At 55.6% G+C, this 24,527-nt stretch carries 23 protein-coding genes; 13 read left to right on the forward strand and 10 right to left on the reverse strand.

Annotated features, from left to right (window positions below; all coding sequences use genetic code 11):
- The 6 genes from G516_RS22350 to G516_RS0112535 all read left to right on the forward strand — a co-directional run.
- Positions 1-687 (forward strand): YitT family protein (locus G516_RS22350; protein ID WP_211225111.1); only part of this gene is annotated, 687 nt, incomplete at its 5' end.
- A gap of 144 nt (positions 688-831) precedes the next feature.
- On the forward strand, positions 832-2,406 hold the full coding sequence (locus G516_RS0112515) for a DUF4331 domain-containing protein (RefSeq protein WP_245582652.1): 1,575 nt from the start codon (positions 832-834) through the stop codon (positions 2,404-2,406).
- A 10-nt stretch (positions 2,407-2,416) separates the two neighbouring features.
- Entirely contained in the window at positions 2,417-2,686 is a 270-nt protein-coding gene (locus tag G516_RS0112520; RefSeq protein WP_028293641.1) for a hypothetical protein, read from the forward strand.
- A 133-nt stretch (positions 2,687-2,819) separates the two neighbouring features.
- Entirely contained in the window at positions 2,820-3,998 is a 1,179-nt protein-coding gene (locus G516_RS0112525) for a hypothetical protein (protein ID WP_156879017.1), read from the forward strand.
- A gap of 104 nt (positions 3,999-4,102) precedes the next feature.
- Positions 4,103-4,915: a cytochrome C assembly family protein gene (locus G516_RS0112530; protein WP_028293643.1), complete on the forward strand. Its 813-nt coding sequence runs from the start codon at positions 4,103-4,105 to the stop codon at positions 4,913-4,915.
- A gap of 112 nt (positions 4,916-5,027) precedes the next feature.
- A complete protein-coding gene (locus G516_RS0112535) occupies positions 5,028-5,639 on the forward strand; it encodes a trimeric intracellular cation channel family protein (RefSeq protein WP_028293942.1) in 612 nt (203 codons plus the stop codon).
- Between the two features lie 95 nt (positions 5,640-5,734).
- Here the strand turns inward: G516_RS0112535 and G516_RS0112540 are convergent, their stop codons facing one another.
- From G516_RS0112540 to G516_RS0112550, 3 genes are all read right to left on the reverse strand, one after another.
- On the reverse strand, positions 5,735-6,391 hold the full coding sequence (locus G516_RS0112540) for a carbonic anhydrase (protein WP_028293943.1): 657 nt from the start codon (positions 6,389-6,391) through the stop codon (positions 5,735-5,737).
- A 303-nt stretch (positions 6,392-6,694) separates the two neighbouring features.
- Positions 6,695-8,491, reverse strand: a complete 1,797-nt coding sequence (gene oadA / locus G516_RS0112545) for a sodium-extruding oxaloacetate decarboxylase subunit alpha (protein ID WP_028293944.1) — start codon at positions 8,489-8,491, stop codon at positions 6,695-6,697.
- A 16-nt stretch (positions 8,492-8,507) separates the two neighbouring features.
- On the reverse strand, positions 8,508-9,923 hold the full coding sequence (locus G516_RS0112550) for an acetyl-CoA carboxylase biotin carboxylase subunit (RefSeq protein WP_028293945.1): 1,416 nt from the start codon (positions 9,921-9,923) through the stop codon (positions 8,508-8,510).
- A gap of 121 nt (positions 9,924-10,044) precedes the next feature.
- Between G516_RS0112550 and G516_RS0112555 the strand changes: the two genes are divergently transcribed.
- Together G516_RS0112555 and G516_RS0112560 are read left to right on the forward strand one after the other, a co-directional pair.
- Positions 10,045-10,995 carry a LysR family transcriptional regulator gene (locus G516_RS0112555; protein WP_028293946.1) on the forward strand — a complete coding sequence of 317 codons (951 nt, stop codon included), beginning with the start codon at positions 10,045-10,047 and terminating at the stop codon, positions 10,993-10,995.
- A gap of 59 nt (positions 10,996-11,054) precedes the next feature.
- Positions 11,055-11,390, forward strand: coding sequence for a hypothetical protein (locus tag G516_RS0112560; protein WP_028293947.1), 336 nt, complete (start codon positions 11,055-11,057; stop codon positions 11,388-11,390).
- Between the two features lie 73 nt (positions 11,391-11,463).
- On the opposite strand, the gene G516_RS0112565 is transcribed toward G516_RS0112560, so the two are convergent.
- The 5 genes from G516_RS0112565 to G516_RS0112585 all read right to left on the reverse strand — a co-directional run bounded on the left by G516_RS0112565 (position 11,464) and on the right by G516_RS0112585 (position 16,660).
- On the reverse strand, positions 11,464-12,579 hold the full coding sequence (locus G516_RS0112565) for a DmpA family aminopeptidase (protein ID WP_028293948.1): 1,116 nt from the start codon (positions 12,577-12,579) through the stop codon (positions 11,464-11,466).
- 10 nt (positions 12,580-12,589) lie between these two features.
- Positions 12,590-13,420 carry an ABC transporter permease gene (locus G516_RS0112570; protein WP_084645044.1) on the reverse strand — a complete coding sequence of 277 codons (831 nt, stop codon included), beginning with the start codon at positions 13,418-13,420 and terminating at the stop codon, positions 12,590-12,592.
- Between the two features lie 17 nt (positions 13,421-13,437).
- Positions 13,438-14,325, reverse strand: coding sequence for an ABC transporter permease (locus tag G516_RS0112575; RefSeq protein ID WP_028293950.1), 888 nt, complete (start codon positions 14,323-14,325; stop codon positions 13,438-13,440).
- Between the two features lie 14 nt (positions 14,326-14,339).
- Positions 14,340-15,458, reverse strand: coding sequence for an ABC transporter ATP-binding protein (locus G516_RS0112580; RefSeq protein WP_028293951.1), 1,119 nt, complete (start codon positions 15,456-15,458; stop codon positions 14,340-14,342).
- Positions 15,459-15,592: 134 nt separating this feature from the next.
- The gene (locus G516_RS0112585; RefSeq protein ID WP_051219397.1) at positions 15,593-16,660 is read right to left on the reverse strand and encodes a polyamine ABC transporter substrate-binding protein; all 1,068 of its coding nucleotides are present in this window, start codon (positions 16,658-16,660) and stop codon (positions 15,593-15,595) included.
- 269 nt (positions 16,661-16,929) lie between these two features.
- On the opposite strand from G516_RS0112585, the gene G516_RS0112590 reads away from it, so the two are divergent.
- From G516_RS0112590 to G516_RS0112600, 3 genes are all read left to right on the forward strand, one after another.
- Positions 16,930-17,796 carry a MurR/RpiR family transcriptional regulator gene (locus tag G516_RS0112590; RefSeq protein WP_028293953.1) on the forward strand — a complete coding sequence of 289 codons (867 nt, stop codon included), beginning with the start codon at positions 16,930-16,932 and terminating at the stop codon, positions 17,794-17,796.
- A gap of 63 nt (positions 17,797-17,859) precedes the next feature.
- Entirely contained in the window at positions 17,860-18,291 is a 432-nt protein-coding gene (locus G516_RS0112595; protein ID WP_036536334.1) for an MAPEG family protein, read from the forward strand.
- 166 nt (positions 18,292-18,457) lie between these two features.
- Positions 18,458-18,988 (forward strand): hypothetical protein, encoded by a 531-nt coding sequence (locus G516_RS0112600; protein WP_156879036.1) that lies wholly within the window; start codon positions 18,458-18,460, stop codon positions 18,986-18,988.
- A gap of 56 nt (positions 18,989-19,044) precedes the next feature.
- On the opposite strand, the gene G516_RS0112605 is transcribed toward G516_RS0112600, so the two are convergent.
- Entirely contained in the window at positions 19,045-20,493 is a 1,449-nt protein-coding gene (locus tag G516_RS0112605) for a TrkH family potassium uptake protein (RefSeq protein WP_028293956.1), read from the reverse strand.
- Between the two features lie 121 nt (positions 20,494-20,614).
- A complete protein-coding gene (locus G516_RS0112610; RefSeq protein WP_028293957.1) occupies positions 20,615-21,049 on the reverse strand; it encodes a PaaI family thioesterase in 435 nt (144 codons plus the stop codon).
- Positions 21,050-21,373: 324 nt separating this feature from the next.
- Between G516_RS0112610 and G516_RS0112615 the strand changes: the two genes are divergently transcribed.
- Both G516_RS0112615 and G516_RS22355 read left to right on the forward strand, forming a co-directional pair.
- Entirely contained in the window at positions 21,374-22,372 is a 999-nt protein-coding gene (locus G516_RS0112615; protein ID WP_028293958.1) for an LLM class flavin-dependent oxidoreductase, read from the forward strand.
- Between the two features lie 141 nt (positions 22,373-22,513).
- On the forward strand, positions 22,514-24,527 hold a 2,014-nt coding region (locus G516_RS22355), incomplete at its 3' end, for a S8 family peptidase (RefSeq protein ID WP_156879037.1).

Genomic DNA, 24,527 nt, shown 5'->3' on the forward strand with positions numbered 1-24,527 from the left:
TGGGGTGCGCCGGGCCTGTTTGGCCATGTTCGCGACCTCTGCAAACCACTGCACACTCACCTGCCCAGCTACTACGATCTGCAAGGCATTGCCTTCGGCATCATTATGATCAGCCTGGGGGTGGTCTTCCTGCAATCCAGCCAATTGATCACCGGTCAGCTTGCCGGTTTGGCAGTCCTGTTGGGGATGTTCAGTCAGGTCGATTTCGGGCTCTGGTATGCCATCATCAATGTGCCCTTTATGTGGCTGTGCTGGCGCATGAAAGGCACCGACTTCACCTTGCGTACGCTGTTTGCGGTGGCCGGTATCTCGGCACTGACGCCGTGGCTGAAAACCGCTCTGGTGTTTGAATCTATTTCGCCCATGCTGGCGGCAACATTGGCTGGTTGTTGCGTGGGCATTGGCGTCATTGCCCTGTTCCGGCATCACTGCAGCCCGGGCGGTATGGGCGTTGTGGCGCTGCTGGTCGATACCCGTTTTGGCATTCGCGCAGGTTGGGTGCATCTGGCATTCGACGTGGTCCTGTTTGCCATTGCGCTGTGGTGCATGCCATTTGAGCTGGTGCTGTACTCGTTCTGGGCCGCATTGGTCATGAACCTGCTGATCGCCTGGAATTTCCGTCTGCCACTGCCGGTCGCCGCCAGTGGCGCAGAAGTGTTCAAATCCCCAACCGCAGCGGCCAAATAGCGAAAACCAACAGCCGAGTCACATAACCCAACCTGGTGCAGTGTTTCTTAACAAAACACCGCACCGATAAAACGCGAGCCCGTGTCATTGTTGTGCGGGGTTGTACAAACAGCAGCCCACATCCAATAACAAGAGGTTCGCAGTTTGAACACACTCCCAAAAGCGGCTTTTATGGCCGTGGCAACGTCCGTTGCCTTGTCCGCTCCAACCGTGCTCGCCTCCAGTCACCGTGAAGCCCCGGCCATCACTCGTACTCCGACGCTTGATGCCGCCGACTTCTATATGTTTATGGATTACACCGACGCCGATGACAACGGCATGGCGGACAATCCGGATCACGTGGTGCTGATGGCCAACTACGTGCCTCTGCAAGATGCCTACGGCGGCCCCAACTATTTCAGTCTGGACCCCAACGGCCTGTACGAAATTCACATCGACCAAAACGGCGATGGCATGGAAGACGTCACTTTCCAGTTTCAATTCAGCCAAACACTGGGTGGTGACGGAGGTGTGGCCCTGACCATTGACGACCGCGATGTCGATATCCCCCTGAAAAACTTCGGCCAGATCGACACCACCGACCCGGCTGCCAGCGCCACCAACTATATGGAAACCTACACTGTTGCGATGGTCACCGGCGACCGCCGTAGTGGCACCCGAACCGTATTGAACGGCGGCATGAGTTACGACAAGCCGATGGACAACATCGGTGAGAAATCCTTTGCTGACTACGCCAGTTACGCCGCAGGCTATGTGCACGATCTGAGCATCGACAGCTGCTCAGGCGGTGAAGTATTTGTTGGTCAACGCAAAGACCCGTTTGTAGTGAATCTGGGCAAAACCTTCGACCTGGTGAATTACATTCCACTGCCACTGGGCGATGAAACCTGGCAGGGCATTCAGGATGACGCCAACGATGACCTGGCCGACAAGAACGTCACCACCATTGCGCTGAAACTGCATAAAGACTGTCTGCTGGGCGAGTCCGGCACCGTGATTGGTGGCTGGACCACCGCCAGCACCCAGCAGGTGCGTATCCAGAATCCGAACGCCGACTTCGATAAGCCCGACGTGTACGGCGGTGCTTACGTGCAGGTGTCCCGACTGGGCATGCCGCTGGTGAATGAGGTTGTGATTGGCCTGTCGAAAAAAGACACCTTCAATGCTTCTGAGCCAGTTAACGACACACAGTTTGCCGACTACGTCACCCACCCGACGCTGCCAGCCCTGATCAATATCCTGTTTGGTGAAGCCCTGACCGGCGACGCCAACGCCAACATCGCGCCAACCAACTTCCCCCGTGCCGATCTGGTGACGGCCTTCCTGACCGGCTTCCCCGGTGTAAATCAGTTGTCGGACGGTACCTTGTCTGAAATGGTGCGTCTGAACACCGCCGTGGCGGCCACGACCGCCTCTGAGCAAAGCACCTTTGGCGTGGTAGCCGGTGATTTGGCCGGCTTCCCCAACGGTCGTCGTCCCGGTGACGATGTGGTCGACATCGCCCTGCGCGTGGTGATGGGCGCACTGTGCCATCCCATTGCTGTCGATCTGGATGGCAGCGGCACCGCCGGTGATGCCGGAGACAACCTGGGCCTCTGCGAAACCAGCGATGCACCGGTTGGCACCGCCGAGCTGACCGACCGCGCACCAGTGAACGTCAGCTACTTCGACGCCGCGTTCCCTTACTTCAAGGCCCCATTGCCGGGTTCCAGCAACTGAGGAGGCAGCCATGATGCTTAAACCATTAATGCTCCCGGCGGTTGCTGCCACGGCATTGTTGCTGGCGGGTTGTTCGGACAGCGACGACGCCAACAAGCTGACCGACACGCTGGATCAGTATCAGGACAACGATACTGAAGAAGCCGACCTGCTCAGTTTCGTTAACGATGCCTTTGCCGTCAGTGACCCTCTTACGGCGGAGCCCGTCGCCATCGACGAACTGACCTTTACCGGCACCGAGCTGGAAACGTCCCAACTGCAGGATCTGCTTAACCAGTAGATCGAGCCCCTGTGTTTTCCACCCAGCCTCCGGCACCGCTGTATATGCAAGCGGTCGTCGGGGGAGCTGGGGAAAAAGCGACTATCTTCCATAATCATCGGCCCGGATGGCCAATCAACGAGCGGTCCTGGCTATGAAACCCTTGTTCGTCTTTACGCTACTGGCCGCCATGGCCACTTCTGTCTGGTCGCATTCGGTACCGGACATTGCCAAACGACTGGAGCAACTGCTGGCGCAAACACCTGCTGCGTTTTCTGTTGTGGAATTTCAGGATTACATCGACCAGCAACTGGCTCGTCGGGCGCTTCCGTCCGGCTCAGACCACGTGATCATTGCCGAGACACTGATCCAACAACACCCTCAAATATTTGAGCAAACACCGACCGATTGGCAGCAACTGACACTGGCCAGCATCGACCAATACAACCATCGCTTTGCGACGACACTGGAGCAGTTACAGCAGATTCCACCCACCAGCCGCTATTGGCCGAGTGCCATGCTGATGAAGGCCCGCACGGAAGTGATGTTGGGCGAATTCGAAGCTGCCGAAGCCAGCTGTAAATCCCTGCTGCTAAAAGCATCCACATTGGTCGTCAGCGCCTGTTTGTCTGATGCGCGCAGTAATCAGGATGCCAACCTGCAAGCCATTATTCAGCAGGCGCGGTCTTCACAAGCGGCTTTCCAGCCGCAGGACGCCAGCTTCCAGCACACGAATCAGGGCGGCTTATCCAAAGCCGTCCCTCAATCCGAGTCCCGAGCCGTCCCTCAAGCCGGACCCCAAGCCGAGTCTCGTACCCTGCCGCGCTATATGGACGTTTGGCTGAGCCAGCTGCACGCCGAGTACCTGGAGCAGCAAAGCCATCACGATACAGACAGCCACCAGCAAGCCTTCAAGGTGTTAGACAGCATCGCCCAGAGATACCCAGCCGACAGTTTGCCGGTGGCATTCTGGGCCCAATGGGCAGACAGCGCGCTGGCAACCCAACAATATCAGGCCGTTATCCACACCCTGCCGCAGCTGTACGCCAAAGACTCGCTGATGGACGACGCTCTGATGCTACGTGTCAGCGAAGCCTGGCTGCACAGTCAGCCGCGAGCCCGCGACGCCAAACGCTGGAAGTCGCTGATCGCCCACCGCATTCATTACCGACTGCACAATCAGGCCAGCGTCCACGCTTACGAAATCAGTCGCTACTACCACAACATCAAGGGCAACCACACCAAGGCCCTGCACTGGGCCAGAGCCAACCTGAACGACAACCGCAGCTGGCGCGATCAACAATGGCTGCAACAGGTCAAGAATTCACGATAATCAGGTCACGCTGTCTTGATCCAGGCGGATGAAATTGACTCTCATCGACTTTGCTAAGCAAAGGCCATGTGCGACACTGAGCCAGTCTTAATGGAACACTGGTTATGTCTGAAATTCTTATCGTACTGCCGGCCATCGTGCTCTACGCGCTGGCGGCGTTTCGTCAATGGCAAGTGGTGACAGGAAAGCGTCCCGCTGCTCGCAATCAGGTGCTGACGTTCAGCATGCTGGGGGCCATCGCCCACCTGGTGTATGTGGGTTACGCCGTGCTTTATGCGTCACCGGTGGACCACCCCAGCATCAATTTTGCCTTCTTTGATATTGGTGCCGTCATCGGTTTGGTGATGGTGCTGCTGGTGTTGTTTTCGAGCCTTAGAAAACCGGTAGAAAACCTGCTGGTTGGGCTACTACCGATGATCAGTCTGGTGTTGCTGCTGGCGGCAGCAACCGACCAGAAGTTCTCTCTCGATCACCTGAGTTACAGTCTGGTTTGGCATATTCTGTTGTCGATTCTGGCTTACAGCGTGTTCGTGATTGCCGCTGTGCAATCGGTATTGCTGTACCTGCAGGACCGCCATCTGCGCAGCCACAAGACCCACGGCCTGATTCAGGCACTGCCACCACTGCAAACCATGGATTTACTGCTGTTCGAGATGATCTGGCTGGGTGAAATCCTGCTGACGTTGGCCTTTGCCATTGGCTGGCCCAGCGTCAGCGACATGCAAGCCCAGCACCTGGTGCACAAGGTGGCGTTTGCCAGCATCGGCTGGGCGGTGTTTGCCGTATTATTGTTTGGCCGCTACCGCTACGGCTGGCGCGGCGTTACGGCCAGTCGCTGGACCTTGACCGGCACCGCCTTTCTGATCCTGTCGTATTTTGGCTCCAAGTTCGTACTGGAAATGCTGATCGGGCAATAAACTGTCGCGTTTCGGCAATCTGCCTAACCCCGACTGTGTCTGTTCAAGCCACAGTCGCCTTTGATAAAGTCCGCCACTTTCTGTTCTCTGACCCTGAGCACCACTGAACGTGATGGACTTTTCCCCCAATACCGCCGCCATTTTGTACTGGTCTACCCTGTTTGCTTCGGTGTTTTCCGCCGCTGCCGGGGTGATTGACGCCCGCCAGAAAAAATTCGATTTGTTCGGCGTGATGATCATAGCGTTTTGCGCCGCGTTGGGCGGTGGCACCCTGCGGGATGTGATTCTGGATCGGCCGGTTTTCTGGATTGGCGACCCCAGCTATCTGGTGATCACCTGGGTCGGCGCATTGCTGACGTTCTGGGTGGCCCGACGTATCGAACTGGAGGCACGCTGGTTTGAAATTCCCGACGCCATCGCGCTGGCGCTCTACACCATTGCCGGTACACAAGCGGCCTTGATGGTGGGCACCAATTGGCTGGTCGCCAGTTTTATGGGGGTGATTACCGGCGTTGCCGGCGGGATTTTGCGGGATATTTTGCTGAACGAAGAGCCACTGGTGTTCAAGGGGCCGTTCTACGCCACCGCCAGCTGGGCGGGGTCGATGCTGTATGCGGTGCTGTGGCACAAGGTGGATGCCAATGCGGCGGTGATTTCGACCTTGCTGTTGGTGTTTATGGTGCGCATCAGTGCCATCAAATGGAATTTGATGCTACCGCGCTAACCCAGCTGCTCTAAGCCAATGGAGCCAAAGCAACACCACAAAAAAGCCGCTACTGTCTGAAGACAGCAGCGGCTGTTTTTGTTCACAAACAGTGATTACAGCTGTTCGATCACGTCTTTGTAACGCTCATCGAATGACAGGAATTTGGTGCAGTGTTCGTCACTGGCCTGAATGTCGCCACTCTTGATGTCGTATACCCAACCGTGAACAAACACCTTGCCCGTCGCGACCTTGGAAGCAACCGCCGGGTGAGTACGGATGTGCTGAACCTGCTGCAACACGTTTTCGCTGATGCATTCGTTCAGGTGGCAGCCATCAATCGGATTGGTGCGCGGAATCTGGTGACGCTCACGGACGATGTCCATCGCCGAACGACAGTGACCCAGCCACTCGTGCACGTGTGGCAAACCTTCCACCTTGCTCATGTCCAGCGCGCCTTTAATGGCACCACAGTCGGCATGGCCACAGATAATGATATGGCGCACACCCAGTACCGCCACGGCGTACTCGATAGAAGCCGTCATACCACCGGTGTGGTGCGCATGTGGCGGCACAATGTTGCCAGCGTTACGGCAAATAAACAGATCGCCCGGCTCCGAACCCGTCACCAGGTTAGGGTCGATACGGGAGTCAGAACAGGTGATAAACAGGATTTCCGGGCTCTGGCCTGTAGCCAACTCATCAAACAGCTCTTTATTTTCCGGATGAACATCTTTCTGGAAATTAAGCACACCCTGAACCAGTTTTTTCATCGCAGCTCCCACTCTGGAATTACACATTTTCAATACGGCTATCCGCGCTTGACGCAGTCATCTTTGGCAGAAGACTACGACAGTGCGGACAAATAGACACCTGTTGAATGAAAGAAATTCAGCCAACAGGGCTCTGGAATAAAAATTGTGACTGAAGCGAACAATTCAGACGCTTAAAACCGCCTCAAACCGGGCTTCAGCCACCAAAGAAAAGCACCCTGGATGAGCGGTGGGGCACTTTATTTGGCCGTTTGCACGAGGGGTAAGTCGCACACAAACGGCACAAATTCCTGATTCTTTAAATCAGCCGATCTCGATCAGCACCTCGCCAGGCGTGACGCGGTCGCCCTTCACCACATGAATGGCCTTCACGCTACCAGCCACGTTGGCGTGGATTTCGGTTTCCATCTTCATGGCTTCGGCAATCAGTACCGCCTGACCGGCTTTCACTTCATCGCCCTCTTTCACCAGTACCTCAACCACATTGCCCGGCATAGCGGCGGTCACATGGCACGGTTCGGAAGCCCGTTTACGGCCTTTGGTTTCGCCACCGTCGACGTATTCATTAAGCGGCTCGAACACCACTTCGGTCGGTACACCGTCCATCGACAGATAGATCTTGCGCTTGCCGGCACCGAAGTCGCCCACACCGGTGACGGCGATGTCGTAGCTTTCGCCGTGCACATCAATGGCAAACTCGGTGGCGATGCCCATTTTCTTCTCACCACTGTCGACCGGCAGCAGTGCTTCTGGCTGCAAGGTGCCGGCAGCGCGTTGCTGCAGGAACTCACGGCCAAGGTCCGGGAACATGGCGAAGGTGAGTACGTCTTCGTCGGTTTGGGCCAGCTCGCCGATATCGGCTTTCAGCTTGGCCATTTCCGGTGCCAGATCGTCAGCCGGGCGGTGTTCGATAGCGATCTCGTTACCAATGGCTTTCTTTTGCAGGTCGGCGTTGACGCTGGCTGGCGCCTTGCCATAACCACCTTGCAGGTAGCGTTTCACCTCGTTGGTGATGGTTTTATAGCGCTCGCCCGACAGCACGTTGTAGACCGCCTGGGTACCGACAATCTGCGACGTCGGCGTTACCAGCGGAGGGAAGCCCAGGTCTTCACGTACCCGTGGAATTTCGTCAAACACGTCGCGGATCTTGTCCAGCGCGTTCTGTTCTTTCAGCTGGTTGGCCAAATTCGACATCATGCCGCCCGGCACCTGATTGATCTGCACCGACACGTCTTCACGAGTGAACTCGGATTCAAACTGGTGGTATTTCTTGCGCACTTCGCGGAAGTAATCGGCGATCTCGCCCAGCTTCTCCAGATCCAGGCCGGTGTCGTAGTCGGTGCCTTTCAGCGCCGCGACCTGAGACTCAGTGGCCGGATGGCTGGTACCGCTGGCGAAAGAAGAAATCGCCGTATCAATGCGATCAGCACCCGCTTCGATGGCTTTCAGCTGCACCAGCGGCGCCAGACCGGCAGTACTGTGGCTGTGGATAACCACCTCGACATCCACCGCGTCTTTCAAAGCCTTCACCAGATCGAAGGTGGCGTAAGGCGTCAGCAGGCCGGCCATGTCCTTGATGGCGATGGAATCAGCGCCCATGTTGATCAGGTCTTTGGCTTGCTGCACATACAACTCTGGCGTATGCACCGGACTGGTGGTGTAGCACAGCGTGCCTTGGGCATGCTTGCCCGCCGCCTTGACTGCTTTCATGGCGGTTTCGAGGTTACGAATATCGTTCAGTGCGTCGAATACACGGAACACGTCCATGCCGTTTTCAGCCGCCTTGTGCACGAAGGCTTCGACCACGTCGTCGGCATAATGGCGGTAGCCCAGCAGGTTCTGGCCACGCAGCAGCATTTGCAGACGGGTGTTCGGTAGCGCTGCACGCAGTTGGCGCAGGCGCTCCCATGGATCTTCTTTCAGAAAACGCACGCAAGCGTCAAAGGTGGCACCGCCCCACACTTCCAGCGACCAGAAGCCGATGGCATCGAGTTTTTCACAAATCGGCAGCATGTCTTCGGTACGCATACGGGTGGCGATCAGCGACTGGTGGGCATCGCGCAATGTAACGTCGGTTACCTGTACTGGCTTCTTGCTCATCTTCATATCTCCTTGATCAGGCAGCCATGTGGGCAGCAATGGCGGCGGCCAGTGCCAGGGCAATTTCGCTTGGGTCGCGTTTTTCGGAGTAATTCAGCAACTCCGGATGGGTCGGCACAAAGCTGGTGTCAAAATTCGCAGCCTTGAAGTCCTGGTGATCCAGAATCTGCTGGTAATAGGTGCCGGTGGTCTTGATGCCGCGCAGACGCATGTCGTCAAGGGCGCGCTTGCCACGGGCGATCACTTCGTCCCAGGTCAGCGCCCAGCAAATCAGCTTCAGACACATGGAGTCGTAATACGGCGGAATCTCATAACCGGTGTAAATGGCGGTATCGACCCGCACGCCCGGACCGCCCGGTGCGTAGTAATGGGTAACGCGGCCAAAACTTGGCAGGAAATCGTTTTTCGGATCTTCGGCGTTAATACGGAACTGCAAAGCAAAGCCACGGTAGCTGATGTCTTCCTGGCGATAGCTCAACTTCAGGCCAGAGGCGATGCGCAGCTGTTCGCGCACAATATCCACACCCGTGATGGACTCTGTGATGGTGTGCTCCACCTGAACCCGGGTGTTCATCTCCATGAAGTACACCTTGTTGCCCGACAGCAGAAATTCCACCGTACCGGCGTTCTCGTAGCCCACCGCTTCGGCAGCTTTAACCGCCAGATTACCGATGTACTCACGTTGTTCAGGGGTCAGCTGCGGGCTTGGGGCGATTTCGATCAGCTTCTGGTTACGGCGCTGGATAGAGCAGTCACGCTCGTACAGGTGAATCACGTTGCCATGGCTGTCGGCCAGCACCTGCACCTCGATATGGCGCGGGTTCACAATGCATTTTTCAAGGAACACATCGGCTGAGCCAAAAGCCTTGGTGGCTTCGGAAATCACTCGCGGATACTGCTGACGCAGCTCGTCCGGCGAGTCACAACGACGAATCCCCCGACCGCCGCCACCGGAAGTGGCTTTGATCATCGCCGGGTAACCAACCTCTTCGGCCAGCGCCAGTGCTTCATCCACGTTGGCAAGGTTGCCATCAGAACCCGGCGTTACCGGAACGCCAGCAGCACGCATGGAATCACGGGCCTGGGTTTTGTCACCCATGCCATGAATTACAGAAGATTTTGGACCAATAAAGGTGATGCCCTTTTCTTCGCACAAACGGGCGAATTCGGCATTTTCAGACAGGAAACCGTAGCCCGGATGAATACCATCACAACCGGTTTCCACCGCCAGGTTAACAATGCGCAGCGGGTCGAGATAACCGGCCAGCGGGTCTTCACCCAAGGAATAAGACTCATCTGCACGCTTCACATGCAGGGCATAACGATCAGGCTCGGTATAAATAGCCACCGAACGAATTTCCATTTCAGCGCACGCTCGGACAATACGCACGGCGATCTCGCCACGGTTGGCGATAAGTACCTTCTTGAGCATGATCGATTCCTCGTTGAATCCAGTCACGGCACAGTAAGGCAGGCATTCATGAAGCCAAAATTGATATTTATTTGAGTATCTATAAGCTGAAGCTTATACATAGATCACACAGACCGAAAACATGCCCAACTCCGTCCAACAGCTGGTGAATCGACTGTCATTCAGACAGCTGCAAGTCTTTCGTGCTGTGTATCAACACCGAAATTACAGCCGAGCTGGCGAACAACTGGGCCTGACCCAGCCCGCCGTCAGCTCTCAGGTACGCCAATTAGAACAGGCGCTAGGTCAACCAGTGTTTGAATACGCAGGACGAAAACTGTTCTGCACCGCCGCCGGTGAGAAGCTGGCCAGCTGCATCGATGTGATGTTCGGGGAATTAAAAGCGCTGCAAAACGAACTAATCATGATGGGCAGCCAGGTCGCTGGTGATCTGCACATTGCAGCCGTCGACACCGCACACTGCGTACTGCCATGGCTGCTGCCGCAGTTTAGAAAACAGCACCCACAAATCAACGTGCACGTGCGCATGGTGCAACGCACCGAAGCCATCGAACGGCTGCAAAACAACACCGACCACCTCACAGTGATGGGCATGGCCCCGGTAGACAAACACCTCGACACCCTGCCCTTTCTGGACAACGAACTGATCCCGGTGGTACCGCCCAATCATCCACTACTGGCGCAAAAGCAGGTTTCAATACGCGACTTTCTCAACGCCGGATTGATCGTACGAGAAGAAGAGTCCGGCACCCGCCAGGCCATGAACCTGTGGGCACGCCAGATTCGCGTATCACTCGAGCCAGTATTGCAAATTGACTCCAACGACGGCCTCAAACACGCCGTCATGGCAGGCCTGGGCGTCACCGTGATTCCACGCCTGACCGCACTTTCTGAACTGAACGCCGGGGCACTGGTAGAACTGCCGTTAGAAGGCTTTCCACTGCGCCGTTCCTGGTGCCTGGTATACCTTAACGACAAACAACCCAACCCGGTAATGAAAGCCTTTGTGGACTATGTGCAAGAGCATATTCAGGGGATTGAAGCGCAGTACCGGGAGCGATTGGAGGGGTGAACACTGGCTGAGAGCCGTGTATTACCGATGTAAGCAATCAACTACAACGGAGTGGTTTGGTGAAATACCTTCTATTGCCTCTGATTCTACTAGCACTGCTACCAGCCTGTGACTCAACAACCGAGGAATCATCTATCAGGAACAAACCATCCTCAGTTCCAGAATCTGCATTTTGGGTTGGCGGCTCAGATGGTGGGGTTTACGTCTTCATTGAAAAGCTTCAAAACAATATTTATCGAAGTGAAATCTACAATGAATCGGGAGAGGCTGAGTACAAAGGCAAGCTGCAGCTGCTTCCTCCGGGGGCCCTGGAATATACGAACAAAAGCATATTCCAGGGCTGGGACGGCGATACCTTATATCTTTCAGAAGACAGGCGACTTGTAATTCCATAAAAGGATATCAGGTCCAAATAGTCCCAAACCAACGCAAATAACCTCGGTTTGGATGTATCACTACCCTGAAGTTTCACGCACTCTGATGGCGGTCATGATAGCGGTTCACCAGCGCCGCCAGTGCTTCGCCATTAATTGCTTCGCAGACCTTGCCTGCCGGTTGTTTGAAGGTCGGGGTGTCTTCCGCCGCCAACATGGCGTTAATCACGGCTTCTTCAATGCCCTCCACTGCCGCCATGTAGAAGTCGTCGAATACTTCGTCGTTGAGGCAGGTCATATGGCGCATGGCACCGGACAGCTGCGGCAAGTCCTGTTCGTTGGCGGTGCTGAAAGCCATAAAGATATCGCCGGAGTTATTGCCTCCCGGTGAGCCATTGCGACCAATCCCAATCGCCGCGCGTTTGGCCATTCGGCGTAATTGATGTGGCAGCATCGGTGCGTCAGTGGCGACCACCACAATGATGGAGCCCTGTTCGTGAACGTCGTGAATGCGGTTATCCGGCATGGCCTTGCCCACCGGTGCGCCCAGTACGTTAAGCCACGGGCGCAAACCATGATTGGCCTGCACCAGTACGCCGACGGTGTAGCGTTCGCCGTCAATTTCGATCACCCGTGAGGCGGTGCCAGTACCGCCTTTGAAGTCGTAGGCAATCATGCCTGTGCCGCCGCCGACGTTACCTTCGGCAATATTCCCTCCTGAAGCAGATTCCAGCGCTGCCAGCGCATCGGCTTCGGTGACATGCTGGGCGTTGATGTCGTTAAGCACGCCGTCGTAGGTTTCAGCGACCACCGGCATGGCCCACAGGTGATGGTTATTCCAGCTTTCACCGTAATGGCGAATCATCCATTTGGTGGCGGCATGATGAGTAATACCCACACCGTGGGAGTTAGTGATCATCATCGGGCCAACAAAATAGCCGCCATCCTGAATCCAGTGAGTGCCGGTCATTTCGCCGTTGCCGTTGAGCGCAAAGGTGCCCGCCCATACCGGCCGTGGAGTGCTGTCCTTGCCACGCGGCAGGATTGCGGTAACACCCGTTCGAGCTGGTGACTGCGGGTTGTCGTCAATCAAGGTGGTGTAACCCACCTCGACACCAACGACGTCGGTGATGGCATTGTTTGGTCCAGTGACACCGGGAAATGGCAAGCCCAGTTCGCGGCCACGCAATTTGGTCTTTTGAGTATTCATAGTCCGTCCCTCACTGAGCGGTGTTTCTGGATTTGAAGTAGATGCCTGCCGCTGCAATGGCGATGGAAAACAGCAGCATCAGGGTGGCAATGGCATTGATCTCGGGCTTGATGCCACGACGGATCATGCTGAGGATGTAAACCGGCAAGGTGGTGGAATCAACGCCACTGATGAAATAGGTAATCACCAGATCGTCCATCGAAATAATAAAGCTAAGCAGCGCACCACCGATCACGCCCGGCAGAATCAGCGGCAAGGTTATTCGGCGGAAGGTCACCCATTCGTTGGCGCCAAGATCGGCCGAGGCCGCTTCCACCAGCGGGTTCATTCCGGCCAGGCGGGCACTCACCACAATAAAGACGTAGCTGGTCAGGAAGGTGCAGTGACCAATCACAATGCTGGTTGACCCCAGGCTGATGCCCGCGCCAACAAAGAAAATCAGCAAGGCAATGCCCAGCACGATGTCTGGCATCACCATCGGCACAAACAACAGCGCCTGATAGAAGCCCTTGAAGCGAAAACGGTAGCGCGCCATCGCCAGTGCCGCGCAGGTGCCCATTACGGTGGCAATCACCGTCGCGCTGAAGGCGACCTTCAGGCTGGTGAGCAAGGCGTCTAACAACTGATCGGTTGAATCCACATACAGGGATGATTCCGACACCGTGGTAGCACCGCCAAACAGGCCGACGTACCAGTCCCAGGTGAAGCCTTTCCAGGTCATTACGTTGATTGGGTTGGCGTTGAAGGAATAGATCACAATCAATGCCACTGGCGCGTACAGGAACAGAAAGAACAACCAGCCGTATCCGGTCAGCAGCGTTTTACCTAACGAACGATTCATAGCAATCTCCTCCCGGATTAACGGTTGCTGTCGGCTTTGACGACACGGAACAGGTACACCGCCATCAGCAGCATCATCACAGCGATGATCACCATCGACAGCGCAGCACCAAATGGCCAGTTACGGGCGTAAAGGAATTGCTGCTCGACCAGATTGCCGATCATCACTACCCGTGCACCGCCCAACAGATCCGGCACCACGAAGTTTCCGAGGCTGGGGATAAACACCAGAATGCAGCCAGCGATGACACCCGGCATCACGCTGGGCAGCACGATGCGACGGAAGGTGGTGAACGGCGACGCACCGAGGTCCTGCGATGCCTGCACCAGCGACATATCGAGCTTTTCGATGCTGGAATAAATCGGCAGGAACATGAACGGAATAAAGATGTAGACCATACCTATGATCACCGCGGTGCCGGTGAACATCAGGTCGAGCGGCTCTGAGATCAGGCCCAGCCATTCAAGCAACTGATTGGCAAAGCCGGAGTCACGCAGAATCAACACCCAGGCGTACAGGCGCACGATCATGCTGGTAAAAAACGGCAGTGTGATCAGGAAGATAAAGAAGTTCTTCTGTTTGGCAGGCAAGCGGCTGATCCAGAACGCCACCGGAAAACAGATCAGCAAGGTGCTTATGACCGTCAGCGCCGCCAGTCCCATCGAACGTCCTAGTACCTGCAAATAGACGATATCGAACTCTTCGATAAAGCCATCGGCCCAGCCGAGAATACGGCCGTAGTTCCAGTGGTAGAAGCTCCATTCCACGCCGCCATACAAGCCGGGTTCCAGCAGGCTGTAAACCGCCATAATGCCGAGTGGAATCAGAAAAAAGATCGCCAGAAACAAGGTAACGGGCGCCAGTAACAGGGTCAGTGCCGTGGTTTCGCGGGAGAGTGCTCGCATCCGTCAGCCCTCCGTTAAAACACGGCCGGGATGGTATGAACATCCGCTGATGAATACGCCAGCTGCAGCGGTTGGCCGACTTGCAAGTGATGACAATGGCCACGAACCAACGCACTGATTTGCTGGCCTGAAGCCAGGCGACACACCAGCTGGTGATCACTGCCTACAAAGACAGCTTGCTCCAGCGTGGCGGTCAGTACCTGCTGTCCGGCGGCCGACGTGCTGGAATCCAACAAGGTAAACTGCTCTGGCCGCAGCATGACTTCCACGGCCGAGCCGGTAATCAGGTTGCGATCCTCGGTTCGAATCAACAATTCACCACACTGCACGTCGGCACCGAAGTCATCAAAGCGCACCACCTTGCCTTCAAACACGTTGCTCTCGCCAATGAAGTCGGCAACAAAACGGCTGGCAGGACGGTGATAGATTTCGGTTGGTGTCCCCAGTTGTTCTACTTTGCCACCATTCAGCACCACAATGCGGTCCGACATGGTCAGCGCTTCTTCCTGATCGTGGGTCACAAACAGAAAACAGATGCCCAATTCGGTTTGCAGGTTTTTCAGTTCAATCTGCATCTTCATCCGCAAATGGCGATCAAGTGCCGACAGCGGCTCATCCAGCAGCAGTACCTTGGGGCGATTCACAATCGCACGGGCCAGAGCCACGCGCTGTTGCTGACCACCAGACAGTTGCGATGGCAGCCGCTTTTCGATGCCCGCCAGGCCGACCATTTCCAGCGCTTCGCCGATGCGTTGAACACGTTCCGGTTTTTTCACGCCCGCCACTTCCAGACCGTAGCCGACGTTGTCGCCCACGCTCATGTGCGGAAACAGCGCGTAGGACTGGAACACGGTATTGACCGGACGACGGTGGGCAGACAGTTCCAGCAGAGTTTGTGAGTCGAGAGTAATCTTGCCGCTATCGAGCCGTTCAAACCCGGCGATGATTTTCAGCAACGTGGTTTTGCCGCAGCCGGACGGCCCCAGCAAGGTAATAAATTCGCTTTGACCGATGTTCAGGTTGATGCCGTCCAGCGCCTTCACCACCCCACCTTCCGGTGTGTTGAAATGACGAACGGCATTGCGCACCCGCAGGTAATCGCTGGCTGGATTGTGGGAAAACGCTATCGACATAAACACCTCGGGAGTCACCGGCAACTACTCGAATACACGGCGACATTGGTTGGATGGGAGATTGGAGTACGGATTGGAATGGCTGATGTGAACAGGGCGGCTAATACACTGTTGTCCAGCCACCCTATCGACCGTCAGGAAGCGGTACGCACCTTGGTCCAGACGCGGTCATACAGCTTCAGGCCTTTGCCGAGATCTTCAAAGATCTGCAGCTTGTCCATCACCTCAGCCGGAGGGTTAACTGCCGGATTCGCACGTAGATTCTCCGGCAACAGAGAAACCGCCGCCTTGTTGGCCGTGCCATTAGCCTGCTGAGCCGCATTCAGGGCGGCAATTTCAGGCTTCATAAAGAATTCGAGGAACGCCTTGGCGTTGGACTTGTTCGGTGCGCTGTTCAGCACACACATGTTTTCCTGATACATGGTCGCGCCTTCTTCCGGAATCACATAAGCCAGCTTTTCCGGGTCTTCCAGCACGTACATCATGGCACCGACGTACCACTGGGCTGCGGCGATATCGCCGGACTGCACCATCGGGATGCTGTCGTAGGTAAAGGCAGAGACGTTTGGTTTTTGCTCAATCAGAAAGGCTTGTGCCGCTTTTAGCTGGTCGCGATCAACACTGTTCACGCTTTCACCTTGCAGAATCAGCGCAATACCAATGTCTTCACGCATATCGTCGAGCATGGCGATTTTTTTACCTTGCTCTGGCAGTGCGAAGAATTCGTTCCAGCTGTTCAGCTCTGGCACAAGCTCCTTGTTGTAAACAATACCCACAGAACCCCAGGCGTATGGCAGGCAGTATTCCCCCTTGGGGTCGGTTTTGGCTTTCAGGTGGGCCGGGTCGATATTCTTGAAGCCAGCGGATTGGTTGATGTTGGTTTTATGCAGCAGCTTCAGATGGGACATGATGTCCTGCATATGTACCGACGGAAATACGATGTCGTAACCGGTAGCGCCAGCCTGCAACTTGGCCAGCATTTCCTCGTTGGAGCCGTAGGTGTCAAGGTTAACTTTGATGCCAGTCTCTGCAGTGAAACGGGTCAGCACTTCCGGGTTGATGTAGTCGCCCCAGTTGTACAGATTCAGCTCTTCGGCAGCCATGACAGGGGCAGAAACGGCAGCGGCGGACACCGCACAGGCCAGAGTTAACGATCGGGTCAGCTGCTGACAGCCAGCAGATACAGAATTCAGAACCTTCATGGATCACCTCGGATTGAGTAGACGGACAGTCGTTCAATGGATGATCCACAGTGTAAAATCGGGTATAAATCACACAACATCAAGATATGTTAGATTTATAACATTATTATTTTTTCCATTTAAATCAGAAGGTTATAAAAACAAATCCGGAAAGCTGGCGTGTTTTAACACCTGAAATGACATCGTAATCGGTGCACGACGCCAAAAACACGCACCACAGAAGGACACCACAGCCCCACCCCCTCTGAGCAACTAACATCGAGGCCAGAATGCAGAATACGTTTTCGTCCAAACCCGAATATCTGGCCACCCGTTCGGCCCAGCACATCAAGGAACTGATGCCTCAGTTAAGTCCATCGGAAGCCCGTGTGGCCCAGTACATATTGCTGAATCTGGAACGCATCGGTTACGAGACCGGTGCATCCATCGCCGAAAAAGCCGCCGTCAGCGCCATCACGGTCAGTCGTTTTCTGAAACGGGCGGGCTATCAGGGCATATCGGCACTGAAACAGGAACTTCAGCAGGAAATGATCCCGGTGGTGTCGGAGCACCATCAGCCCAGCGCGGAAATCAGCCGTCATAAAGAAGTGCTCGATCACGAGATGCAGGCCATGATGCGGCTGTTTGAACAGTTCCAGAGTGAGGAGTGGCAAAGCCTGATTCGCCACGTCAGCACCGCCGAACGGGTGTTCGTCTCTGGTTTTCAAACCGTGCGCGGACTGGCCGAAGACTTTAGCCGCCGGCTATCACTGGCGCGTCCTAAAGTGCATTACCTGTCGGCTCACGACGGTATGTTGGGCGAGTTGTTGGGCACGCCCGAACGTCAGCCTGGCTATGAAGTGCTGATCCTGATCGACGTGATTCCCTATGCCCGAGAAACCCGCATTATTTGCGATATTGCGGTGGAAAAAGGCGTCCAGCTGGTGATTCTGACCGACGAGTTCTGTCATTGGGCCAGCGACTACACGCCCTACGTACTGCATAACAAATCCAAGGCCAGCCTGTTTCTGGAATCCACCTGGGGGCTGAACCTTGCCAGCAACATGCTGGTCGATGGAGTAGCCAGCCAGCGCGCCAGCAGTGACAGTCGTTCTCGTGAATGGCAGGACATGGCCAAGCGGCTGGCATTGTTTTGATTGTCGTTTTGATCGCCTGCTGATTCAAACACCAGCGACACAAACACCCGAAGAGGAAATCCGATGAACGAAATCCTGACCGAATACAGCCTCGCCATGCAGGCGTTGATGCTGATTTTCGCCACGGTGATGGCGCAAAGCGTGATCGCCATGATTGCTCACCGCAAGCAGCAACATTATGTGCCGGGCGTGGTGAATGAAAAGTTAGGGCATGAATCGTTCGTGTTCCGCAGCCATCGCACCTTTATGAACTCGCTGGAGAACCTGCCGTTGCTGGCTGGCCCGGCCATCATTGGCATTTTAAGCGGCTTCGACCCGTTCAAATTGGGGGCAATTTGTTGGGTCTATGCCGTTGCCCGAATTCTTCATATGGTGCTCTACTACGCCATCGCCACCGAGAAAAACCCCAGCCCACGCAGTTATTTCTTCAGTGTGGCGCTGTTGGTGAACATCGCGCTGATCGTGATGGTGTTTATTCACGTACTGGGTGCTTAACGGCGGGTTTCAGCGGGTTTTCGGTGCGCACTGCGCAGTGCGCACCCTACATGAACGGGTTGCCGCACCCTACATGATTGTTTTTGAGACGTAGGGTGTTATGCACCGCGCACCATGAACGCGAACCAGGCAGATATTTCTCCATCACCAGGATTAGGAAGACACGATGAAGCGCAACGTCATACGGATGACCTCGGAGACCAGCCGTATCGTCAAAAGCCTCGGCTGGGTTCTGACCGGTATTGTAATGGTGATGGTGTATCTGATTCTGGACAACGGCGGAGCTGTGGTCATTCCATTGGCGGTCGCTGCATTTTTTATGGCCGCTGCCATTCGGCTCACGCGGGCCAATGGATGCGTCAGCATCAACGCCGAAACGGTAACTGTACGACAGAGCCTGTTTGATGCATCGGATGAGAAAAGCGCGCCTGTCGCTGGCTTCGAGTCACTGAGGATCAACTTCAGATCGGTACACAATGCCCAGGAACACGCGTTTTCCTACTTTTACATCGCTCTGCTCGTCAAACCTGCTAATGCTCCCCAAACAGCAGCGGAGGTCTGCCTGTCGAACTTTTACACCACCCGCTCACCTCGCAAAATCATGAAGAAAGCCCGCGAGCTGTCTCAGTTAACGGGCCTTCCGATCACTATTGCAGAAGGCTTTGAGGTGTACTTCCAAACCGATAAGAGCGCGTGACCATCTTTATACTGCGACCTGCATAACGTTGCGGCTGCAGCATCAGCCCCGCCAACTCACCCGCGCCAGAACACTGGCGACAGCAACACCATCAGCGTCAGTAGCTCCAGCCGCCCAAGGATCATCGCCAAACTCAGTATCCACTTGGCGCTATCTGGCAGGGAAGCGAAGTTGCCCGCTGGGCCAATGATGTCGCCGAGGCCCGGGCCGACGTTGGTCAAGGCCGTGGCCGCGCCGGTCAGCGAGGTCAGTACATCGAGGCCAGTCAGGGCCAGCGCCAGGGTGGTAATGGTCAGCACCAGAAAGAACAGGAAGGAAAATGCCACCGCCGAGACCATGATGTCATCGGTCACGGCCTTGCCGTTGTAGCGCACCACAAAATAGCCACGGGGATGCACCAGTTTGCGCATCTGGTCGCGCAGGAACAGCCACGACAGCTGGAATCGGAATATCTTCATTCCACCACTGGTCGACCCGGAACAGCCGCCAATAAAGGTCACGAAAAAGAATAGCGCCATACTGAAGCTGCCCCACAAGGTGTAGTCGGCAGAGGCAAACCCGGTGGTCGTGATCACAGAAACAATGTTGAAGGCCGCCTGGGTCAGGATTTCAAACGGTGCTCGATCGGTCGTTAGCCATTGCTGCAAAAACAACACTGTAACCAACCCGACGATGATCCAGACAAATCCACGAATCTGGTCGTCTTGCAGAATGCGCCAGCTGGGCCGTGACAGCATTCGAATAAACAGCGTAAAGGGCATGCCTCCCAGCATCATAAAGACCACCGCAATCCACAAAATCGCGTCGTTAAAGCGCCCCATGGAAGCGTCACTGGTGGCGTAACCACCGGTCGATACCGTTGTCAGGGCATGGTTGATGGCATCAAAGCCGGTCATACCGGCAAACCAGTAGGCCAGCGCGCACAGCACCGTCATACCTATGTACACCAGCACCAGGGCACGCGCCAGATGTTGAAAGCGGGGCATGGATTTTTCCGACCAGTCGGAAGATTCGGTCTGGAACAGCCGCATTCCCCCAACCCGCAAGAACGGCAAAATAGACACCGCCATGCCGATAACACCAATGCCACCAATCCATTGCAGCATCGAACGCCACAGCAGCAGCGAAGGCGGCGTGTGGTCCAGATTCGACATCACGGTAGAACCCGTTGTGGTAATACCGGAGACAGCTTCGAACACCGCATCGGTCAGACTTAACGGGTGATCGGTAAGCGTCAGCGGCAGCGCGCTGAAAAACGACAGCATCAACCAGGTCAGGCTGGTCAGCAGGTACAGCTGGCGGGCATTGAGGTTGAAGTGACGGGGTCGATTGAACAGCAGAAGCAACAAGCCCATCCCTGCCGAGCAGGCCGAGGCAATCAGAAACGCCGGTAACTCATGGTCGTTCGTTGCGACCGACACCAGCATGGGCACCAACATAAACACGGCCATGCTGATTGCCAGCATGCCGCAGACAAACAGCACGGGTTGAAATAAAGCCAGCAAGTTTGCTCCTCCGTTACGATACGAAGCCTCGTCGCTCAAGCTGGCGTACTCTACGCCTATCTGCGTCAATGAAAAGCGCTTTACTGGCCTTATCTGCGCATGCTGACAAAGGTACTGATATTCAGCCTTTCGGGTACAACACCATGTTCGAACACCGGAACAGTGCCAGCCGCTTGCCGCTGGCTTCGTCCGTCACTTCAGCGTCCCATACCTGGGTAGAATGTCCCAGGTGCTGGGCGCTGGCCACGCACAGCACCACCGCGCCTTCCTTCACACTGGAAAAATAGTTGGCCTTCAGTTCGATGGTGGTAAACGACTGCGTACCTTCCGGTAGATGCGCCACCGTCGCGTAGCCGGTCGCGGTATCCGCCAATGACACCACGCTGCCACCGTGCAGGAATCCGTTCGGCGCCATGTGATGGCTTTGCACGGCCATACGCGCGGTCAGCTTGCCTTGCTCCAGAGCCAGTATTTCAATGCCCAGATGGCCAGGCAGCATCGACGCGCCAATGCCGTTGAGTTGCTCAAGTGTCAGGTTTGGATTGAGTATGCTCATAAAGTCTCCTGCTCAGATGTTATTGCCTGGCTGTTGGTATTTGCTGTTGTTCTTTGGCTGTTATTAATCGAACTGCCGTTATCGCCAGTCATCAGCCACCCTATTCTGATTTACAGTATGTTCAACAACATATTCAGGTCACTATCCAGACTTTCCGCTCCCTCCCGCCAACAACCCCGCACTGCAGCCCAATACGACACCCCCCGAAAACATCCCTGGATCTCAACCGCACAACAAAATCGAAACACTGATTACCAATGCCCCCACTGTTGTTCCAGCAGGCTCAGTGTCAGCATAAACACCTTGAACACGCTTGAGGTTGCTATGTCCGTACTCGCCGAACTTCCCTTTTCACTGTTGGAGCTGGCCACCGTGCCAACGGGCATGGACGTGCCGCAAACCCTGCAATCCGTGACTGAACATGCCCGTCATGCAGACGCTCTCGGCTTCAAGCGGTTATGGCTGGCCGAGCACCACAACATGGCAGGCATCGCCAGCTCGGCGACGTCGGTTCTGATTGGTCATTTGGCCGCTGCAACCGAAAATATTCGCATTGGCTCTGGCGGCATCATGCTGCCGAACCATCCGCCGCTGGTCGTCGCTGAACAATTTGGCACCTTGCAGGCACTCTATGGTGATCGAATTGATCTGGGACTGGGACGCGCACCAGGTACCGACCCGATCACCAGTCGAGCCCTCCGCCGTGACGACATGCGGGCTGAACGGTTTCCGGAAGAAGTCGCCGAACTGGAACGGCTGTTAGGCAAACAGGTAACCACAGACAAACGCGTGCAAGCGTATCCCGGTGCAGGCAGCGGTGTGCCTATCTGGCTGTTGGGCAGCAGCTTGTTCAGTGCCCAGTTGGCGGCCATGCGCGGCTTGCCTTACGCCTTTGCGGCGCATTTTGCGCCGCGCTATTTGCGCGACGCCATTGCCATCTATAAGCGGGATTTCCAGCCCTCTGAACACCTGTCAGAGCCTTACGTGATGGCCTGTATTCCGTTGATTGCAGCGACTTCCGATGCCGAAGCTTTCTATCTGGCCACCAGCAGCCAACAACGGGTGATGGCGCTGATGACCGGACAACCGCTGTTTCTGCCACCACCGGTGGAAAATATGGATGAACTTTGGGACATCCCCACTCAGGCACAGGTGCAGTCATTTCTGGCCATGCAAGTCGCCGGTGGTCCCGCCAGCCTGAAATCCAAACTGGAAGCACTGGTTGAGGATCTGGGAGTCAACGAATTGATGTTCACCAACGACATCTACGACCGCCAGAAACGCCTGGATGCGTTGGAGTGGGTAATGCAGGCAAAACGCTGACAAATTGCGCAGCCGCAAGAGTGTGAACAACAAGCTGCTCTGAGTCAGGGGCAATCGAGAACGTTCTCATCTGGTGTTTGATCAGGGATCGATCGATTGTTAGGATCTGTCATCTTTTTCAAACATACCTCAGGGAACGAGATGACACGCTTGCCTGCACTCGCACTGGCGGTAGCCGCCGCTTATGCGCCTACCACCCATGCCGCCCAGTATATGGGGCATGAAGTTCACGATTCACGCTTGATCGTCGTTTGGGATACCGAAGCAGACAAGAGCAAAGCTTCTACCGGGCGTTACAGCGCTTACAACCAGATGACGCAGCTGAAACAGGGCCGTCATCTGAACAACATCGAAACCCTGCAAAAACCCTCTGGCCAAAGCCTGAAACAAAGCATCACCGCGTTGGAAAGCATTCCCGGTGTAAAGGCTGTTTACCCGGACTATTTTGTCGAAGCCTTCACCACCCCGAACGACCCGGCGTATGACCGCCTGTGGGGCATGCACAGCGACACCGATTTCGATATCAACGCCCCCGAATCCTGGGACTACACCACCGGCAGTCAGGACGTTGTGATTGGGGTGCTCGACACAGGTATTGATTACAACCACGAAGATCTGGCCGCCAATATCTGGACCAACCCGGATGAAATTGCTGGCAACGGCATCGACGACGACAATAACGGCTACATTGACGATGTGCACGGCATTGATACCCGCGACTACGACTCCGACCCAATGGACGACGACGGCCATGGCACTCATGTCGCCGGCACCATTGCCGGTGTTGGTAACAACGCCATCGGTGTTGCCGGGGTCGCCTGGCAGGCAACCCTGATCCCTTGCCGTTTTCTGGATTACTATGGTGGCTATGCCAGCGGTGCCATCGAGTGTCTGGATTACCTCGCCAGCCTGAAGTCAGACAAGGGCATCAACCTGGTGGCAACCAACAACAGCTGGGGCGGCGGTGCTTTCAGTCAGGTGTTGATTGAAGCCATTGAAGCCCACAACGAACTTGGCATTCTGTTTGTTGCAGCGGCGGGTAACGCCTCCAACAACAACGACCTGTCACCCACGTATCCAGCCTCTTACGACGTCGAAAACATCATTTCAGTCGCAGCGATCGACGAAGACGGTGCCCTGGCTGACTTTTCCAACTACGGTGCATCTTCCGTCGATATTGCCGCCCCGGGTGTAGAGATCTACAGCTCTGTTCCGGGTGATGCCTACGACAGCTATTCCGGTACATCCATGGCCGCGCCACACGTAACCGGCGCACTGGCACTGATGGCTGCCCAATATCCCAACGCCCGGGCACAAGGACTGAAAACCCTGCTGCTGAATAGCGCAACCGATCAGGAGCTTTACAGCAGCGCCACCCGTCAAGGCCGCCTGCAACTTGTTAATCCTGCTGGTGAAGGTGCCATCAACTGCACCGACAGCACCTTTGTCAGCCGGGTGAGCCCCGCCAGCGATGCCGTGACCGCCGTGTATGGCGACACCATCGACGTAAGCTACGCCAGCTTTCAATGCGCTGAACCGGGCAGTGCCATCAGCATCAGCTACCGCGGTAACGATATCACCCTGGTGGATGATGGAACCGGCTCCGACAGCATTGCTGGCGACGGCTTGTATTCCGGCGCCATTACCATCGACTGGCTCGGCGAAGCCAGCGTATCCGTTAATGGTTATGACGACGAAAACTTCACCCTGACCGGGATCGACATGCCATCGATCCGGGAAGTGGAATACCAGTGGGAAGACGTTGAAGGTACCGTCGTATTGGCGAGCAGTGATGATTCAGTAGCGAACATCGATCTCGATTTTGCCCTGACCACGCCTTTTGGCAACACATCCCGGGTTCGTATGTCCAGTAATGGCCTGGTGTTCACGGGGGATGACTACACCAGCCGCTACAGCAACCAGGCATTGCCAAGCCTTGAGATGGATCAGGTGCTGGCGCCTTATTGGGACGACTTGATCGATGCTGGCAATGGTAGCTACTCCTACGCCATCACAGGTACGGCACCTGACCGCAAACTGGTCATTAATTACAACAACATCAACTATTTTGGGTCCAGATCCAGCACGGTCACCTTCCAGGTTGTGTTGAACGAGTCCCTGCCCGTTGTCATGTTCAACTACCAGTCGGTGGTGT

The organism is Oceanobacter kriegii DSM 6294 (genome assembly GCF_000422845.1).
Classification (GTDB): Bacteria; Pseudomonadota; Gammaproteobacteria; order Pseudomonadales; family Oceanobacteraceae; genus Oceanobacter; species Oceanobacter kriegii.

What these genes read in the sequence shown, in the direction of transcription:
- G516_RS0112575 (WP_028293950.1), bottom strand. Translation starts at nt 14,325, where the DNA reads ATGCGAGCACTCTCCCGCGAAACCACGGCACTGACCCTGTTACTGGCG.
- G516_RS0112580 (WP_028293951.1), bottom strand. Translation starts at nt 15,458, where the DNA reads ATGTCGATAGCGTTTTCCCACAATCCAGCCAGCGATTACCTGCGGGTG.
- G516_RS0112595 (WP_036536334.1), top strand. Translation starts at nt 17,860, where the DNA reads ATGAACGAAATCCTGACCGAATACAGCCTCGCCATGCAGGCGTTGATG.
- G516_RS0112530 (WP_028293643.1), top strand. Translation starts at nt 4,103, where the DNA reads ATGTCTGAAATTCTTATCGTACTGCCGGCCATCGTGCTCTACGCGCTG.
- G516_RS0112570 (WP_084645044.1), bottom strand. Translation starts at nt 13,420, where the DNA reads ATGAATCGTTCGTTAGGTAAAACGCTGCTGACCGGATACGGCTGGTTG.
- G516_RS0112520 (WP_028293641.1), top strand. Translation starts at nt 2,417, where the DNA reads ATGATGCTTAAACCATTAATGCTCCCGGCGGTTGCTGCCACGGCATTG.
- G516_RS0112540 (WP_028293943.1), bottom strand. Translation starts at nt 6,391, where the DNA reads ATGAAAAAACTGGTTCAGGGTGTGCTTAATTTCCAGAAAGATGTTCAT.
- oadA (WP_028293944.1), bottom strand. Translation starts at nt 8,491, where the DNA reads ATGAGCAAGAAGCCAGTACAGGTAACCGACGTTACATTGCGCGATGCC.
- G516_RS0112590 (WP_028293953.1), top strand. Translation starts at nt 16,930, where the DNA reads ATGCAGAATACGTTTTCGTCCAAACCCGAATATCTGGCCACCCGTTCG.
- G516_RS0112525 (WP_156879017.1), top strand. Translation starts at nt 2,820, where the DNA reads ATGAAACCCTTGTTCGTCTTTACGCTACTGGCCGCCATGGCCACTTCT.
- G516_RS0112600 (WP_156879036.1), top strand. Translation starts at nt 18,458, where the DNA reads ATGAAGCGCAACGTCATACGGATGACCTCGGAGACCAGCCGTATCGTC.
- G516_RS0112555 (WP_028293946.1), top strand. Translation starts at nt 10,045, where the DNA reads ATGCCCAACTCCGTCCAACAGCTGGTGAATCGACTGTCATTCAGACAG.
- G516_RS0112585 (WP_051219397.1), bottom strand. Translation starts at nt 16,660, where the DNA reads ATGAAGGTTCTGAATTCTGTATCTGCTGGCTGTCAGCAGCTGACCCGA.
- G516_RS0112535 (WP_028293942.1), top strand. Translation starts at nt 5,028, where the DNA reads ATGGACTTTTCCCCCAATACCGCCGCCATTTTGTACTGGTCTACCCTG.
- G516_RS0112550 (WP_028293945.1), bottom strand. Translation starts at nt 9,923, where the DNA reads ATGCTCAAGAAGGTACTTATCGCCAACCGTGGCGAGATCGCCGTGCGT.
- G516_RS0112565 (WP_028293948.1), bottom strand. Translation starts at nt 12,579, where the DNA reads ATGAATACTCAAAAGACCAAATTGCGTGGCCGCGAACTGGGCTTGCCA.
- G516_RS0112610 (WP_028293957.1), bottom strand. Translation starts at nt 21,049, where the DNA reads ATGAGCATACTCAATCCAAACCTGACACTTGAGCAACTCAACGGCATT.
- G516_RS0112615 (WP_028293958.1), top strand. Translation starts at nt 21,374, where the DNA reads ATGTCCGTACTCGCCGAACTTCCCTTTTCACTGTTGGAGCTGGCCACC.